This is a genomic window from Paenibacillus sp. ALE3 (assembly GCF_054113405.1).
In genome coordinates this window covers 1,706,510-1,723,138 of record NZ_CM134214.1, presented here as the reverse complement: position 1 = coordinate 1,723,138, position 16,629 = coordinate 1,706,510, and the positions used below count along the sequence as shown (strand labels likewise).

The following is a 16,629-nucleotide window of genomic DNA, read 5'->3' as shown; positions in this document are numbered from 1 at the left end:
TATCATAGAAGGAAGGCGAAAATACATTTGCTTCAAAGGAGAACATACATTATGGCATTGGACGGAATCGTAACCCGCGCTATCGTACACGAACTGCAAGCCATCCGGGGCGGGCGCATTAATAAAATACATCAGCCAAACGAACGCGATATCGTGCTGAACCTGCGGGTACAAGGTGGGAGTGTAAAACTGTTGCTGTCGGCTAATCCGACATTTCCGCGCGTACATTTTACAGAGCAAAGCTTTCTCAATCCGACAGAAGCTCCCATGTTTTGTATGCTTCTTCGCAAACATTGCGAAGGAGGCATTATTGAAAACATTACGCAGGTGGGCATGGAGCGCATAATTCATATGGATATACGTCAGCGTGATGAGCTGGGGGATATTTCATTTAAGCGCATTATTATTGAAGTAATGGGTAGACATAGCAACATTATTTTACTTGACCCGGAAACAGGTGTGATGCTGGATGGCATTCATCATGTCACACCCTCTATCAGCAGCTATCGGGTCGTTATGCCAGGCTTTCAATACACAGAACCTCCTGAACAAAACAAGCTAGATCCACTAGAAGTCGAAGAAGCAGCCTTCTTTTCCTCGTATCAAGCAGCCATTGAGGCGGAAGAAGCTCCCAAACGCTGGATCGTGAACACTTTTACCGGACTTAGTCCCCTCATTGCTGAAGAGATACTAATCCGAGCATCTAATGAAGAAGCTTCTGGTGACAAGGATCGTCGACTGTGGAGGGCATTCAGTGACATCATGGATGACGTGCGGAATCATCATTTTCAGCCGGTATCTGGACTGAACGCACAAGATAAAGTAATATTTTCAGCCATCCCACTGACGTTGATCCAAGGAGAACGTAAGGAATACGCTACCATCAGTGAGTGTATGGAGGACTTTTTCGGCGAAAAGGCAGAAAGGGACACGGTTAAGCAAAAGGTTAGCGACCTACTGCGGTTTCTGCAAAACGAGCGGAGCAAAAACGTAAAAAAACTCGATCATCTCCATCAAGATTTGGCCGAAGCAGAAGATGCCGATCAATTTCGGATTTACGGAGAGCTGCTGTTCGCTTCACTGCATGAGGTAAAAAAGGGTGACAAGGAAGTAACACTCACTAACTTTTATGACGAGGAACAGAGTGCGATCACCATTCCATTGGACCCGCTGCTCAACCCTTCAGATAATGCACAGCGTTATTTTAAAAAGTACAACAAATATAAAAACAGCCTGGCTGTTATTGACGAGCAACTAGAGAAGACTCACGATGAAATTCGTTATATGGACAATCTTCTTCAGCAGCTAGCCCATGCCTCTATCAACGACATTGAGGAAATACGTGAAGAACTGGTTCAGCAGGGCTATCTTAGAGATCGGGTTAAAAAAGGAAAGAAAAAGAAGAAAAATGACCGTCCGACCTTGCATGTATATACATCATCCGAAGGCATCGAGCTACTGGTTGGCAAAAATAACTTGCAGAATGAATATGTGACCAACCGACTGGCCGGACCCAATGACACGTGGTTGCATACAAAGGATATCCCAGGGTCACACGTCGTTATTCGTGCCGAGAAATTCGGAGACGCGACGTTGGAGGAAGCAGCTCAGCTGGCTGCCTATTTCAGCCAAGCCAAGCAGTCCAGCAGCGTACCTGTAGACGCCACCTTGATTCGACATGTACGCAAGCCCAGCGGAGCGAAGCCCGGCTTTGTCATCTACGATCATCAGCGTACGCTCTTTATCACACCTGATGAGGAACTGGTCAAAAAGTTGCCGAATCGCATCAAAAACGGCTAGGTTCCACTAGCATATGGAATCCACATAAAAAGCCCTTTGTCCTTTGCACGGTACACTTCTGTGTTTCATGCGGTAGGCAAGGGGCTTTTTCGTTACTTTTGTCCAACAACAGCCTTTCTCAACTCCTCGACGACCTGACCGTCCACACTACGGCTACCCAGATCGCCGTGGAAAATCACACCTTGGCGTGCACCGTGAAAATCCGAGCCGCCCGTTGCGATAAGCCCATAATGCAGCGCCATTGCAGTATATCGTCTCTCGGCCTCAGCATCATGATCCGAATGGCGCACCTCCAACCCTACAGGCTTCGCTGCCTCTATAATGGAGCACACCAGTTCGTCATTTCCATACAAGCCAGGGTGGGCCACTACAGGCACTCCTCCTGCTTCACGAATCCAGCTTATAGCCTCCGCAGGCTCTATACGGGGTACAGAAACGTATCCGGGCGCACCTTCTGCCAAGTAACGATCAAACGCATCCCGCATGTCCTTCGCGTAACCTTTTTGAACCAGGGTATCTGCCATATGCGGACGTCCAATACTTTCATCCGGCGTTAGTGGTCTGCCCATTGTAGCCACCACCTCATCTAGCGTGATTTCCACGCCCAAGCTACGCAATTGACTCAAAATCAAATCATTACGGGTATCCCGCGCCTGTCTCAGCTTTTCCAACCGTTCCAAAAACATTTTATTACGGTAATCCATAAAATAACCTAATATATGAATATCTTTGCCACCAGCACGTGTACTGATTTCCACACCCGGCACCACGGTCATCCCAATGCGTCTTCCCTCCTCCAAGGCTTCCTCCAAACCGGCCACCGTATCATGATCTGTAATAGCCACACCGGCCAGCCCTTTTTCCTTCGCCCAGCGCACATTATCAGCAGGTGATCGCATACCGTCAGATGCTTGGGTGTGTGTATGTAGATCATATCGTTGCAAATTATTCTGTTCCTTCATGTAGATTCTCCTCCTCTTCATCTCTAAAGCTTGTCCTACGAGTCCTCGAATACGTCCATTCCCTGATCATGACGACGCAAGTAAGACAGAAAAGTTACTACCGGGATCGGCAACAACGCTGATTTCAAATGAATTGCATAAAATTCTCGTTTGAAGGTAATATCTGAAATATTTACAATTTTCAATAACCCGAGCGCAACCTCATGTTTGACTGAAGAAGGTGACAGCATAGTAATCCCCAGTCCTGCCTCTACCGCTGATTTGACCGCTCCAGTGCTGCCCATCTCCATTACAATATCAAGTCGAGAGGCATCCGCACCACGATTTTTCAGCCCGTCTTCTATGACTTGGCGTGTACCAGAACCTTTTTCTCTGGCTACAAAGGGATGCTTGAATACATCTTCTAAAACTACTTTTTTGGCCTTGGCCAGCACATGCCCCGAAGGAACAATCAGCTTCAGTTCGTCCTGCATCACAGATTCTACCACAATATCCGGGTGTTGAACCGGGGCCTCAATCAGCCCTAAATTCAACTGGTGCTTTAGTATATCATCCATAATTTGAGTCGTATTCATTACATTCATTGCCATGCGTATGTGAGGGTACTCCTGACCAAACGGTCCCAACATTCTTGGCACAATGTATTCACCAATCGTTAGGCTGGCACCAATATGCAATCTTCCCTCCAGCATGTGAGTAAAAGCAGACATCGCTTCGTCAGCTTCCCTGATCAGTTGCATACTTCTTTTTGCAAAAGGCAGTAATGTCGCTCCTGCCTCCGAAAGCTCAATTTTTTTAGTCGATCGGTGCAGCAGCTTCGTGCCAAAATAATCTTCCAAAGACTGAATTTGCATCGTCACCGCAGGTTGCGTCATATGCAGCGCTTGCGCCGCCGCCGAGAAGCTTCCGCGCTCCGCTACGGTATAAAAAATGTGCAGCTGATGAAAGTTCATACTGACCAGCCCTCTCCCCTCTGATCTCCTTATTTTAACATAAGAAAAACATCTGGCGAACAATTTCCGAGTAAGCTTACCGAAATGGGAAGTTATATGCTTGCAAAATAAAAAAGCATGCAGCTGATAACTGCATACTTCTACTCAAACTCGACGTTGTCAATGTGCCCGCTTTCTAATGGAACCGTCCGTCAAATCACCGTCTATTTTTGCTTACGAGTGCTTTTCATCAGTGTCATGCGCCGTGAATGGCGTAGCCATGAATAGTAGGACTTCAAGTCCCTTAATTCGATAGTCTCTGACATCCGACCCAAAAAGGTAATAATAATCATCTTATGAAGCGGATTCCCCGCAATGTCCATCTCACCTGGCAACTCACCAAATTCGGCGACAACGACCAGATCACCATCAATTAAATATACATCCTCTTCATTATGATAGTAGGACTCCATCCTGTTTTGCTTCAGGCACTCCCAAAGCCAGGCGGCGATATGATTCGTCTCGGACTGTTTCTGCTCTACCCGATCTAAATAACGTGTTTTCGCATGATTTGTAATCACGATATCGGCGACTTTCTTATCGCCCATCTCCACGTAGAACGGTTCGTATGTACTCCATCGCTGCATTGCCTTGTCACGCACGGGATCACTCTCCCCACCAGATAGGTCTTTATATCTACCAATATATTCATATGTTACCTCAACAGACCCGGGACTACAAGTTACAAAATTGAAGTTTATGGGTGTTTTTTAAAGAATTTTTAGGTCTAACAGCATTAAGATTAGTATGCAAAAGTCCTGGCTTCACAAAAAAAAGCCAGCCCGTAGGCTGACCTTTTTCAAGAAATTTGAATGTATAGACAATCAAAGCTTATATTTCATATTCTTTCATCTTTTCCTTATCGTCGTTGTACTCCGTCCTAATCTCATTTCGGAAAGAGCGCTCAACCTTACGTACATAGGAAAGTCTGCGAATATTTTTAACGGTGTCCTCTGCCCGATCCGCATTCATATATATAACTACATATTGCATACGCTTTGAAATATAGTGGACATTTCCGTATTTCTCCAGATTGCGGGCAGCCTTGATATCGCTTACCCAAATGATGTACCCTGTCCGCTCGGCAAACATTCGCTTCATCTCCCCTCCGTATCATTCCTATGGCCTATCCGCAGGAGCATTTCCCTCCGCTGCCGCATCCGCCCTTTTTCACATTCGGATCGTTGCTCGGCACCTTAATGGTCTCGGACACGGAATATGCAATCGTTTCAGACATGGCATGAAGCATATCATCCAGCGCTTTTTCAGCCCGCTTGAACTCCCTAACCGCCTCAAATTGTTCCAGTTCCAGTTCAACCGCCTGCACTGCGTCCTTCGCTTCATGGTAGTTTGGATGAAAATGTCCGAAACGCTCCGTTTCAGCGAAAAGCTCCTTTTTGGCCTCCAGCTTGCGTACACACGCCTGAATAGACGGGTCCGCTTCCACACGCTGCTTCCAATATAAATAATCCGATACCTCGAAGGACCGGTTGACCATATCGCCCAATTCATAGGCGTTAATAAGCACTTCTGCCATATTGACCGTGTTTAACTCGGCTACGCTCATGAATGTCATCTCACTTTATATAAAGTTCTACCCAATAAAAGTAGACTCATTTATCATACCACATCCTTCTTTTGAGAAGAAGGAATTTCATACACTTCCTGACACGACTATGTAAAAGGAACCAACAGCCTCATATCGGACCAATCACTTGGCTGCAAGGTCGCACGAGAAGGTGTTTCCTCATCCATTCCTGAGGCGTACCAGCCTGTGACACTCCAGGGATCGCCGGAAACCACCGATTCCGGTATCCATTTAACCTCTTTCCCACTGATTCGCAATCCCACCGCCGCCTGCCAACGGATCGCTTGCTCCATCAACTGCCTGGAAGTGGACGTATGGTAACTCCTCCATTCTTTTGTCCATGAAGAGGGTACTGTAGACCTTTCTGGAAAATAGCCAGACGGGTCAGGCAGGGTGTGCTCTTGTTCATAAAAATGCAACGTGCGCCCTGTGTAAACCAGACCAGCTCTTCCCTCTTGTGAAAATAGGGAACGGCCTGCATCTAGGTTCTCTGTCTCCGTCAAAAGTGGATAATGGTGAGCTGGCTCATCCGCACTTTTCGGTTCAAGACGCGGACTTAATCCAATTGCAGCGAGTGCTTTTCGTATTTTGTCAGCAGAGTGTACCGGGATCATAAAATCTTTGTCGCCAAGTCGCTCCAGTAGTCCTTCAAGTGCAGGATGACGCGCAACCATGTCCGCATCCTCCTGAGTACCGCATCGCAAAAGTGTTACCGTCGCAAAAGCCGTTCGTCCGACATTGCCTGCCCACTGCTCTACTGCCAGCCGTACATGTTCTGGCACCCCTGTCCGACTGTACTTGTCCAAAAGAGCAGGAATCTCCTTGGCCTCCATGCCCAGCTCGATTGCCTCTGTAATACTCTCTCTGGTAATCCGATACACTACCATCCGGTCTCCTGTCACACGTTCACAGCAGCATTCCAATCGCCAGCGCACATCATATGCGACATCTGGCGGCACCAGTATTTCAAAATCAGGCTGCACATAAAAGGCACCTTGTTCTTGATGTGTATCCTCGTCATTATAGGGACGAAGCAGATCTGTCACAGAGACATTCCAGCGAAAACAGATTTCGCCTGATGTAGTCTGACCCCAATCCCCCATTCCAAAAGCCGTCAGGGCCTTCAACCAACCCATTATATCTTCCATAAAAGATCCATTGAAATTAAAATAAGATACCGTCTCGTCCGCAAGCCCTTTGAGATTTGCGATTGTAGGAACAATATCTATAAAGGCACTGTTCGTAGAATCATCTCTACTTAAACTATTCTGCGGTATTAATCCTACCTGAAGCATCCATTGCAGCAGATACTGAATAGATATCCATCCATCTGTTCCTCCATACTGCGAGGCGGCACACAGCATATAGCGAAAATGCTGCATAGGCGCTTCAGCCTTGCCGTACCTCTCCATGAGGGTGTCAAAAATATGCTTGCGCATTTGCCCAGCAGACAAACGAATCCATGTCGCCAGTTCCGCCTCCTGAATGCGAAAAGACACTGTTTCTTTCACTAACAGCCCCAAACTGAGTAGTAAATCGACCATTACCACCGTTTGTACTGGATATAGCTCGGCATGCGCATAATGCAACCCAAGTCCCTCCAGGTCCTCCGGACGAAAGGGGGTCAGTTCATTCAATTTTTGCAATGACCGTTTATGTATGGTTCCTTTGGCCGTCAAAGGAACTCCCTGTATCGCAATACGTGACAACACATGCAGTAACTCTGACTCCAGTCCTGTCATTGCTTCATGTACCGTTATTGGATGATCCGTATGTATCCTGTTTATTGGAGTTTGCTCTAACAACATATCGTGCAGAGCGGGTAGCCGATCAACCGGAATATATAAAATCCGTTCGCCCCACGATTTGGTGACTGCCTCCAGCCACCCCCGAGAGCGAAGCCCATGCAGTGCCAGTTTTGTTTCGACTCCGCTTAAGGCACCTTGGGTAAGCTGCATAGGCTCCTCTTCCTTCATAGGCTGTGCCGCATACCGGACAAAGCATCGTCTAAGCACCAGCAGCTCATCCGCTGAAAGCTCATTCCAGTTGCCTTGCGTACTCGTTACGTCCATCCTTGGTTAGGCCTCCTTTTTCTTTCCGCCATCTTCAATCTCATCCTCCTGGCTTCTGCCAGCCATCGTCCCATCAAACCTGCGAATCGCATATTCATAGCCCTGTTCAATCAGAAACAGCTGACGACGTGCTGCAAAATCCATCTCTTTACTGTTCTCCGTCACTAATGCATAAAAATAAGCTTTATTGTCGCCTGGCTTTGGTCGTAAAATGCGGCCAAGTCGCTGCGCCTCTTCCTGACGGGAGCCAAAGCTGCCCGATACCTCTATCGCTACTGCTGCATCCGGCAAATCGACTGCAAAGTTTGCTACCTTGGATACTAATAAGGTTTGAATATTACCCTTGCGAAACGCATCGAACCAACGCACCCGCTCGCTCTGAGTCATGGAACCCGTAATCAGTGGGACGTCCAACTCCTGAGCCAATTTACGTAACTGGTCTAAATATTGACCAATAATAAGTGTTGGTATCCCCTTGTGTTTCTCCACCAAACTACGTACTGCCTCCATCTTAGCTGGATTTTCGGCTGCAATTCGGTATTGCTGTCTGCCTTCAGCACGCATACTTTGCTCCAAAAGGTCAGCGGTCATGGGCAAACGCAGTTCTACACAATCGACCTGAGCAATCCAGCCCTGTCGCTCCAGTTCCTTCCACGGCATATCATACCGTTTGGGTCCAATTAAAGAGAACACATCCCGCTCACACCCGTCCTCTCGAACTAACGTAGCTGTTAATCCCAAACGACGGGTAGCCTGAATATCGGCCGTGGCTCGAAATACTGGCGCAGGCAGCAAATGTACCTCATCATATATAATGAGTCCCCACTTCCGCTCACTCAGCAGTTTCATATGTTCAAACTCTCCGTCTTTGTTGCGCCGATGCGTCAAAATCTGGTAGGTTGCCACCGTTATCGGTCGCACCTCCTTTTTCTGACCACTGTATTCCCCAATAGAATCGACAGGAATATTTGTCTTTTGCTTCAGTTCCTCGATCCATTGCCGCACAGAAATAGTATTAGAAGTTAAAATAAGCACCTCGCACTGAAGTCGATTCATCACTGCCATACCGATCACTGTTTTTCCGGCTCCGCATGGGAGCACTAGTACACCACTCCCCCCTAAGCCGTCTGTGCCTTCAAATGCATCAGCAGCTTTCATCTGGTAATCACGAAGCTGCAACTCCGTTTGTCCCTTCCCCAAGGTAAAACGAAGCAGATTCCCCTCAAGATAACCTGCCGTATCCACAACGGGATATCCCAAGCGAGTTAATTCCTGCTTGAGCAAGCCACGATTTTCGGGCGGTACGGATGCGCTTGTCTCATTGGTGCGAAGCAAACCAAGCTGTTTTAGCTCTTTCTTGTTCAATAGCTCATCCAGTAAAGTTGGAGTCTCTACTGCCAAGATCAAGTGATCACCTATTGTGTATGTGTTGGCTTTCCTCGCCTTTGTATCTCTGTCTGACTCTTGCTCATCACGATGCGCGTCAATCGTATCTGTGCCGTAAGTTTGTTCTTCTTTTGCACTCGCCCGTGACAGCGTCAACGTCCCATAACGAGAAACAAGCTGTTCAATATCCTTCAACAAATCACGCGGAATATCCCAACGGGACATAGAGTGCAAACTATTTTGAATGTCCTCAGCACTCCACCCGAGAGCGGCTGCGTTCCAGAGCGACAATGGAGTGATGTGATATGTATGAAAAGCGGACGGACTTTTTACCAGCTCCGCATAAATCTGCAACTGTGAACGAGCCCATTCCGAATCAGGCAAACCCATTTCCAGCAAAACGGTAAAATCACGTTGTACAATACAAGGATGATCTGGATTCATGACTACCTCCTGACACTCAAAAGTTCTATAATAATAGCTTATCCGTTTATTCGCAGATCAACCGGAATAGCAAGGAGTCCAACCCACACTCGGGTTGAACTCCTGATCAGAAGCTCGGGATAAAAACCGTCCCAAACTGGTGCCTACTTTATTATCCTTCTAGTGAACCTGCTCGGAAATTTGGCTAAGCGCCTCTCCAGCATTGTCTGCAAAAATATTTCGAACAGCCAAATCCCCGATCGAAACAATCCCGATCAGACGATCTCCTTCCGTCACGGGCAAACGACGGATTTGCTGCTCTGCCATCAGTTCAGCTGCTTGGTCCACTGACATGTCAGCACTGGCTGTACGAATACCTGTTGTCATTACCGTATCCACCGAACCAGAACCAGAATTTTTAGCTGCGTAGCCGCGAATTACAAGGTCACGGTCTGTTACTACACCGATCAACTTATCACTGCCTTCGCTTTCCACAACTGGGATAAATCCAGTATCATTGTCTTTCATTTTGACCGCTATTTCGTAAATATTGTCTTGCGGGGTAACCGTTACACATTTTTTAGTCATAACTTCCTGAACCTTTTTCATGGGTACTCCCTCCTTTTCAAGAGTAGGGTACCCCATTTCATTCAGCTCATACTCCAGATTGGACCGTTCCCAATTTAGCTCGTATTAGCCGTTAATTGCCCCTTCTTTGCATTCAGCAGCATATCCGGTAGACATGGCAATAAACAGACGAACTGCGTTGATCATGGCATCCTCATCAAAATCAAATTTTGGATGGTGGTGCGGATAAATTGCTCCTTTGGCCGGATTACCCGCCCCTACGAACATAAAACAACCTGGTACACGTTCCAAATAATACGCAAAATCTTCTGCTGGCATCAACTTCGGCGCTTCCTGTACATTCCCCTCGCCGAACACAGGCTTGGCTTCCTTAAAAAAGCGAGCTGCTTCTCGGGCATCATTAACAACTGGCGGGTATCCCATAATGTAACGAATCTTTGCTGATGTCCCATATGTTGCTGCTGTAAGCTCAGTTACCTCATGCAGTCGCTCCTTCATGACCGTCCGGGTCTGCTCATCAAACGTGCGAATGGTTCCACTCAAGCGACAGGTTTCCGCAATTATATTTTGCGCAGAGCCCCCTTCGATGGTTCCCACCGTCAACACAGCAGGCCTTAACGGGTCGACTGAACGGCTTACGATACTCTGCAGTTGCATAACAAGAGCTGAGCCTGCCACCACACTATCATTTGTAGATTGGGGCATACCGCCATGCCCACCCTTACCTGCAATTTCAATATAAAAATCGTCGGCCGCCGCCATCAACGGCCCTGCACAACTCGCAGCGGTCCCGACCGAGAATGGTGTCCATAAATGGATGCCATAAATAACATCCACACCTTCCAGTACACCATCTTTGATTACATTGACCGCACCTCCAGGCAACAATTCTTCCGCAGGTTGGAACAAAAATCGGATTTCTCCTTCCAGCTCATCGCGGTTCAGACTGTAATAGTAAGCTGTCCCAAGCAATACGGACGTATGTCCGTCATGTCCGCAAGCATGCATGGTCCCATCCACGGTGGAGCGATATTCACACTCCTTTTCATCCTGAATAGGAAGAGCGTCCATATCGGCGCGCAACATAACAACAGGTCCAGGTTTGGCACCACGAATGGTACCTACAACACCGTGTCCCCCTACCTGTCGACGAACATCTAATCCCCAGCTTTCTAGCTTATCCGCTACAAAAGCGGCAGTTTTACTTTCCTGAAAAGAAATTTCGGGATTCTTATGTAAATGTCTACGCCACTCTACCATGTTTTCCTGTAATTGATCGAACCAGGTTTGGTCCATCGCCTGTTGTGTCATTATGTTCCACCTCTCCTTTTAAAACATCGGGCAAATTTCCGATAAATCATGCAGCTTTTCCACGTATGCGCCGTTTCTCTCAAGTCTTTATTTTTATCCTATTGTAGCAGATATGGAATTGTTGTGATATCTGTTGCTCCAGATGGTTGCAGAAGCCTATCAAACATACTATGATAAAATGGATAAACGATAAAATGATAAACGTCTGCGAGGAATGTACCTTGCGGCGAATACCGGGGGAAGCTGATATGAGAAATACGAAGCCGGAGACTCGAAGAAGAGGGACACCGGATTTCCAATTGCTGATCCTCACTTTGTTGCTGGTTGGATTCGGTGTAATCATGGTATTTAGCTCCAGCTCCAGCGTAGCTCTGCTGAATAAAGAATACAATTTTGACTCTTTATATTTTGTGAAGCGTCAGTCCGCATTTGCTGTACTTGGACTCTTCATTATGTTGGTAGCTATGAATATTAAGATGGAAAAATATAAAAAGCTTTTTGTGCCTTTATTTTTCATAACCATATTACTGCTAATCATCGTTCTTTTTACAGGCTCTCTGAATGGTGCAAAAAGCTGGCTCAGATTTGGTAGTATTGGCTTCCAGCCAACGGAACTTGCAAAAATCTCCATCATTCTTTACTTATCCGCACTGATTGTGAAAAAAGGAGATCGATTTAGAGATTTGCGGACTGGCTACATACCTGTAACTGTCATTGTAGGCTCTGTCGCAGGACTCATCATGCTTCAACCGGATTTAGGCTCCTGCTTTATTTTGGTAGCCACCAGTGGCCTGATTATTTATGCCGGGGGAGCCAGCGTCAAACACATTACCGCATCAATCATCCTGCTCGTGCTAGGCGCTTCCATCGTATTTGGTATTGGGTCATTGTTTGGAGGAGATTCCGAAAGCGCAAATGGACAAGCTACTGCTGCCAAGCAAGATTATAAAATCGGACGCTTTCAAGCCTTTCTTGATCCTGAGAAGTATAGACAAGGAACGGGATACAATCTGGTGCAGTCTTTGCAAGCTATTGGCGAAGGCGGCTTAAACGGATCAGGATTTGGTAAAGGCATTATCAAGCTTCATTATTTGCCCAATTCATTTAATGATTTTATCTTTTCTGTCATTGGTGAAGAGTTTGGATTTATCGGAACAGCCATTTTCCTAATGTTATATTTGTATTTCATTTGGCGAGGCATGCTCATTGCTCTGCGTTGCCATGATCCGTTCGGAACGTTGGTGGGCACTGGCATCATGGGTTTGATCGCCATTCAGGCCTTCATTAATATCGGCGGAGTAACCCAAACGATTCCAATCACTGGCGTAACCCTTCCGTTTATTAGCTTTGGTGGTTCCTCCCTGCTTGTTATGATGTTCTCCATGGGCATCATGCTCAGTATTTCTCGTGAGAACACCAAACAAGCAGTGCAAGAACGCACTACAGGGGTAACTGTCCGTAATGAAGTCCCTACTCGCTTTCAAACTCGTAGAACCAACCGTTACCGCTAAAAAAAGAACTTCCATATAGCCACTAACCACGGTGGCATTGGAAGTTCTTTTTTGTATATGTATATAACTACAGGTCCGTCTGCAAAATGTTATCCAGCAGATTCACAAAACGAAAACTGGCGTTTTATAACCACCAGTTTTCGTGTAACTTATTCGGATTATCGCAGGGAATTCCCGGCATCTATACCATTGGTGAAAAATGTCCATTTAGCATGTGATGGGTCTATTACACTGCATCGTCCTTGAAGGCGACACCTTCCACTTTTACGTTCACTTCCACGACCCGCAATCCCGTCATACTTTCGACGGCTTCTCGCACATTTTGCTGAAGAATTCGGGACACCTCATGAATAGGTGTTTCGTAGAGCACGATAATACGTAGATCAATGGCAGCTTCCAGTTGTCCAACCTCCACTGATACGCCCTTTTGTACATTTTTACCGCTCAGCCTTTTGGCCCAGCCTTCCGATAAGCCGCCTGACATTGCAGCAATGCCTGGTGTCTCTAATGCGGCCATCCCGGCAATTTTTCCTACGACATCGTTGGAAATCTTGATGTTTCCTGCTTCCAGTTGTTGAATTTGCTCTGCCATGACCTATGTCCCCCTTCATCCATCCTTTATTTGTATTGTAAAGCCTCAGCCACTCCAAATGCAAACCTTACGTATAAAAACATCGTTCGTTTACAACCTATATCATTTTGGGTATATTAATTTAGAAAATCCATACAAGTGACAGTATTCACCAAACTTGTACACAACTATTGATATCGAGGTGCTCTTCATTGAAAAAATGGTTATCTCCCGCTTTGCTCCTAGCGACATTTGCTCTTAGTGCAGTCGCTCATTACACACATTGGAATGCCATAGCCCAATTTGTCATTTGTGCGATTTCTGTTGTATTCGTAGCCGGTTTTCTCGGTAGGGCGACTGAAAGTGTTGCTCATTATGCTGGTCAACGTTTAGGTGGATTCTTAAATGCCACCTTTGGTAACGCAGCCGAACTGATCATCGCCATTTTTCTCGTCAAAGAAGGTCTTTACGATATGGTAAAGGCCAGTCTTACCGGTTCGATCATCGGCAATCTGCTGCTGGTGCTCGGAGCGAGTCTGTTCGCTGGCGGTTTGAAATATAAAGTACAAAATTTCAATATATCGCTGGCTGGATTAAGTGGCTCCCTGATGATTGTGGCTGTTATTGCCTTGTTCGTTCCAGCTGTCTTTCTGAACACGCATGTGATCACGGATAGCGAGTCAGATACACTCAGTCTTATCGTTGCAGGCACGCTTATTGTCGCGTATATTGCTTGGCTTATTTTTTCTATGATTACGCATAAGGACTATTTAGCTGACGTGACCGAACAAAAAGATGAAGAATTGCCGCATGAGCATGCCCCTGTATGGTCTAGAAATAAATCCATTGCCTATTTGGTACTCGCTACCGTTATGGTCGCTTTTGTCAGCGAATGGCTGGTAGGTACACTGGAAGTATTTACGACTCAATTTGGACTCAGCGAATTGTTCGTGGGTGCATTTCTTGTCGCTATTATTGGTAATGCGGCCGAACACAGCGCTGCCATTTTACTGGCTATGAAGAACAAAATCGGTGCATCTGTTGAAATTGCTGTTGGCAGCAGTTTGCAAATTGCCCTATTCGTTGCCCCTGTGCTGATTTTTGTCAGTTACTTTATGGGAAACACGATGAATATTGTTTTCACAACCATTGAATTGGTAGCCATTGCCGTCGCTGTATTTATCGCCAAATCCATCACCCAGGACGGATCAACCAACTGGTATGAGGGACTTATGCTGCTGGTAGTGTATGTATTGTTAGGTGTATCCTTCTTCCTTGTGTAGCTTCCAAAGTTTTAAAATGTAGATTAAATTGTAGTGATTGCTTCGCGTTTTATTTAATCTCCTGATCACTATTGCCCTTGAATTTTTAAGACGATATAATCCTGTAAGCTGTTAAAATTCAAGGGCAAAGGTGAACGCTAAAAAGCAACCTCTCATCCTCTTTTTAAAAAATGGCATCAAAAAAAGCATGCTCTAAAACTTCGCATGCTCTCATCAATTCAACCGTCTTCCTAATTAGCCTTATTATTCATGGCCTCATATAGAATAGCCAGATTGCGTTCCAGCTCACTGACCAGCTGTTTACCTACCATTTCCGGAAGAAGTCCGGCGCGAACCGCAAAATCCACTTCCTTGGAAAATCCGTACATCTGAGTATCCAGCACTTCCTCATAGAGAGGGCAATAACGGGTTGCCAGATTCTCCATCTGTACTTCAATAAGCTTCTTTATTTTATCTGCATCTTCCTGAAGCAGATTAATGGCCTTGATATTCAATTGTTCCTGCAAATCAGATGAAGTCATGGATTCTTCCCCCCTATGTCTCAATGTCGCACAAGACGTCCTAACCTTAATATTAGACCAAATTGCAGGCTAATACAAGAACCTGACAAAAAAAGCATCCCTACAGTTACAGGTAGGGATGCTTTTGCTTCCTCAATAAGTTAGGTGGCTACTGAAATGTGCAGCCCGTGCTTCTGGAACACCTCAATAATCGCTTTTTTGGCTTCCTCGGCGTCAGGCCCGTGAACATGCAGCTCATAACTGTGACTGCTGACCAAGGTCGTAAACAAGCCCAGTATACTTTTCACATCAATATACTTATTTTCGGAATGAAGGACGATGGAAGAAGTGAATTTGCTCGCCGTCTGTGCAATTTCAACAACCGCCGCATTATTATTGGACATAGTGAGATCCCTCGCTTTACTGGATTTTCATATATCAATGCTCATTCATTATGATACATTGAAATCGCTTTCTCAGCAAGAACAGATATCGTTATTTCAAGTTTTCAGGATTTAACGGCTCCAGCTCAGGCAGCACAAAAATACCGTCCTTACGGATTAAAACATCATCAAAATAAATTTCACCGCCACCATATTCCGGACGCTGAATCAATACCAAATCCCAATGAATCGAAGAACGGTTACCGTTATCCGCCGTTTCATAAGCTTGACCTGGTGTAAAGTGCAAGCTACCTGCAATCTTCTCGTCAAACAGAATATCCTTCATTGGGTGTAAAATGTGTGGGTTAAACCCGATGGCAAACTCGCCAATATAGCGTGCTCCCTCATCGGAATCGAGAATATCATTTAACCGCTTGGTATCGTTGCTTGTCGCTTCCACGATTTTACCATTTTCAAAACGGAATTTAACATTCTCAAAGGTAATTCCATTATATAGGGTTTGTGCATTATAGCTAATGGTTCCGTTAACTGAATCACGTACAGGCGCGCTATATACTTCGCCATCCGGAATATTGCATTGACCCGAACACTTAATGGCTCCGATTTGCTTGATAGAGAAGCTCAGGTCAGTACCTGGACCGCTGATCCGTACTTTGTCTGTCCGGTTCATCAGGTCTGCCAATGCATCTTGAGCCTTGTCCATTTTCGCGTAATCCAGGTTACATACATCGAAATAAAAATCTTCGAATGCTTCGGTGCTGATATTGGCCAATTGAGCCATGCTGTCATTCGGATAACGCAGCACTACCCATTTTGTGTGTTTCACTCGTTGTTCGCTATGTACCGCATGCTGATAAATTGAATTATACATTTTCATTTTATCTTCCGGTACATCTGACAGATCATTTACATTTTCGCCTGCACGAATTCCGATGTAACAGTGCATTTGTTTCATCCGGTTGAGGTCAATTTCAGCCCAAGTTTCCAGCATTTCCTTTGTCGCATTGCGAAGCATAGCGCTCTGCACCTTACGATCTGTAAGCTGAACAAAAACATTTCCACCCTTTTTACCAACTTCATGAATGATGGCGTTAAGCAAGTCACGCTCTGTACCAATCATTTCGATCAATACATTTTCTCCAGGCTGCACTTCAACAGAGTAACCTACCAGATTTTCCGCCAGCTTAAGTATTCTAGGATCTTTCATGTAGTGTCTCTCCTTCTTTATTTCGCTCTTT

16 protein-coding genes are annotated in these 16,629 nt (G+C 45.8%); 3 read left to right on the top strand and 13 right to left on the bottom strand.

All coding sequences use genetic code 11. The annotated features are described in order from the left end of the window. The first annotated feature begins 51 nt into the window (after positions 1–51). The gene (locus ACXHJ2_RS07630; protein WP_165079654.1) at positions 52–1,800 is read left to right on the top strand and encodes an Rqc2 family fibronectin-binding protein; all 1,749 of its coding nucleotides are present in this window, start codon (positions 52–54) and stop codon (positions 1,798–1,800) included. Between the two features lie 92 nt (positions 1,801–1,892). On the opposite strand, the gene ACXHJ2_RS07625 is transcribed toward ACXHJ2_RS07630, so the two are convergent. The 9 genes from ACXHJ2_RS07625 to ACXHJ2_RS07585 form a co-directional block, all read right to left on the bottom strand. Continuing rightward, complete coding sequence (locus ACXHJ2_RS07625; protein WP_165079653.1) at positions 1,893–2,762, bottom strand: PHP domain-containing protein; 870 nt, start codon at positions 2,760–2,762, stop codon at positions 1,893–1,895. Positions 2,763–2,797: 35 nt separating this feature from the next. Then, positions 2,798–3,715, bottom strand: a complete 918-nt coding sequence (locus tag ACXHJ2_RS07620) for a selenium metabolism-associated LysR family transcriptional regulator (protein ID WP_040103406.1) — start codon at positions 3,713–3,715, stop codon at positions 2,798–2,800. Between the two features lie 203 nt (positions 3,716–3,918). Continuing rightward, positions 3,919–4,356, bottom strand: coding sequence for a hypothetical protein (locus ACXHJ2_RS07615; RefSeq protein WP_013371860.1), 438 nt, complete (start codon positions 4,354–4,356; stop codon positions 3,919–3,921). Positions 4,357–4,585: 229 nt separating this feature from the next. Beyond that, a complete protein-coding gene (locus ACXHJ2_RS07610; protein WP_058710383.1) occupies positions 4,586–4,846 on the bottom strand; it encodes a YlbG family protein in 261 nt (86 codons plus the stop codon). Between the two features lie 34 nt (positions 4,847–4,880). Next, positions 4,881–5,321 carry a YlbF family regulator gene (locus tag ACXHJ2_RS07605; RefSeq protein ID WP_063213635.1) on the bottom strand — a complete coding sequence of 147 codons (441 nt, stop codon included), beginning with the start codon at positions 5,319–5,321 and terminating at the stop codon, positions 4,881–4,883. A gap of 107 nt (positions 5,322–5,428) precedes the next feature. Further along, positions 5,429–7,414, bottom strand: a complete 1,986-nt coding sequence (locus ACXHJ2_RS07600) for a helicase-associated domain-containing protein (RefSeq protein ID WP_165079652.1) — start codon at positions 7,412–7,414, stop codon at positions 5,429–5,431. 6 nt (positions 7,415–7,420) lie between these two features. After that, positions 7,421–9,244, bottom strand: coding sequence for a DNA repair helicase XPB (locus tag ACXHJ2_RS07595; RefSeq protein WP_165079651.1), 1,824 nt, complete (start codon positions 9,242–9,244; stop codon positions 7,421–7,423). A 159-nt stretch (positions 9,245–9,403) separates the two neighbouring features. Continuing rightward, positions 9,404–9,832 carry a CBS domain-containing protein gene (locus ACXHJ2_RS07590; RefSeq protein WP_013371865.1) on the bottom strand — a complete coding sequence of 143 codons (429 nt, stop codon included), beginning with the start codon at positions 9,830–9,832 and terminating at the stop codon, positions 9,404–9,406. A gap of 84 nt (positions 9,833–9,916) precedes the next feature. Beyond that, positions 9,917–11,122 carry a M20 family metallopeptidase gene (locus ACXHJ2_RS07585; RefSeq protein WP_165079650.1) on the bottom strand — a complete coding sequence of 402 codons (1,206 nt, stop codon included), beginning with the start codon at positions 11,120–11,122 and terminating at the stop codon, positions 9,917–9,919. A gap of 248 nt (positions 11,123–11,370) precedes the next feature. On the opposite strand from ACXHJ2_RS07585, the gene ftsW reads away from it, so the two are divergent. Continuing rightward, on the top strand, positions 11,371–12,633 hold the full coding sequence (ftsW, locus tag ACXHJ2_RS07580; RefSeq protein ID WP_013371867.1) for a putative lipid II flippase FtsW: 1,263 nt from the start codon (positions 11,371–11,373) through the stop codon (positions 12,631–12,633). Positions 12,634–12,859: 226 nt separating this feature from the next. On the opposite strand, the gene ACXHJ2_RS07575 is transcribed toward ftsW, so the two are convergent. After that, on the bottom strand, positions 12,860–13,225 hold the full coding sequence (locus ACXHJ2_RS07575; RefSeq protein ID WP_013310912.1) for an Asp23/Gls24 family envelope stress response protein: 366 nt from the start codon (positions 13,223–13,225) through the stop codon (positions 12,860–12,862). A 191-nt stretch (positions 13,226–13,416) separates the two neighbouring features. On the opposite strand from ACXHJ2_RS07575, the gene cax reads away from it, so the two are divergent. Then, complete coding sequence (gene cax / locus ACXHJ2_RS07570) at positions 13,417–14,487, top strand: calcium/proton exchanger (protein ID WP_025675467.1); 1,071 nt, start codon at positions 13,417–13,419, stop codon at positions 14,485–14,487. Positions 14,488–14,717: 230 nt separating this feature from the next. On the opposite strand, the gene ACXHJ2_RS07565 is transcribed toward cax, so the two are convergent. From ACXHJ2_RS07565 to ACXHJ2_RS07555, 3 genes are all read right to left on the bottom strand, one after another. Further along, entirely contained in the window at positions 14,718–15,008 is a 291-nt protein-coding gene (locus tag ACXHJ2_RS07565; RefSeq protein WP_007431028.1) for a YlaN family protein, read from the bottom strand. Between the two features lie 140 nt (positions 15,009–15,148). Then, a complete protein-coding gene (locus ACXHJ2_RS07560; protein ID WP_013371869.1) occupies positions 15,149–15,391 on the bottom strand; it encodes an HPr family phosphocarrier protein in 243 nt (80 codons plus the stop codon). Positions 15,392–15,482: 91 nt separating this feature from the next. Beyond that, complete coding sequence (locus ACXHJ2_RS07555; protein ID WP_013371870.1) at positions 15,483–16,598, bottom strand: aminopeptidase; 1,116 nt, start codon at positions 16,596–16,598, stop codon at positions 15,483–15,485. Positions 16,599–16,629: the final 31 nt, after the last annotated feature.